The sequence below is a fragment of the Saccharopolyspora terrae genome, from assembly GCF_004348435.1.
Classification (GTDB): Bacteria; Actinomycetota; Actinomycetes; order Mycobacteriales; family Pseudonocardiaceae; genus Saccharopolyspora; species Saccharopolyspora endophytica.
Genome location: NZ_SMKS01000163.1, coordinates 1 through 437 on the forward strand (window position 1 = coordinate 1; position 437 = coordinate 437).

Annotated in this window: 1 protein-coding gene; it reads left to right on the forward strand. The window is 61.8% G+C overall.

Translation table 11 applies throughout. The features are described from left to right. Window positions 1-295: IS3 family transposase (locus E1181_RS32465; protein ID WP_235877186.1), on the forward strand; the 295-nt coding region annotated here is incomplete at its 5' end. Window positions 296-437 lie beyond the last annotated feature (142 nt).

Genomic DNA, 437 nt, shown 5'->3' on the forward strand with positions numbered 1-437 from the left:
CTGCTCACCGGCCGCTGGCGCACCCTGCAACACATCGCCGCCAGCCCCCGAAAAATCGGAAACATCGTCCAAGCCGCACTCGTACTCACCCACCACGAACACAACCGAATCCACTGAGATCACCTCACTGAAAAACGAGATGTATCACCGCGAACCGTTCGCCACGCGAGCCCGCGCCCGCTTCGCCGTCGCCGACTACATCGAAGTGTTCTACAACCGGAAACGACTACACAGCAGCCTCGGCTACCGCACCCCGGCCGAGGTACACCGAGACCATCTCACCGCCACGGCCTGAGGAAACCCACCGAGGACCGTCCAAGATCTGTGAGTGTGTAATCCGGCGGTTCTGGATGGATCGCTGCAAGGATCGGTGCCGACGCCCGGGACTGACTCTTCCAAGATCTGGCCGCTTCGGCGTGCTCTGCCAAGGACCTGTC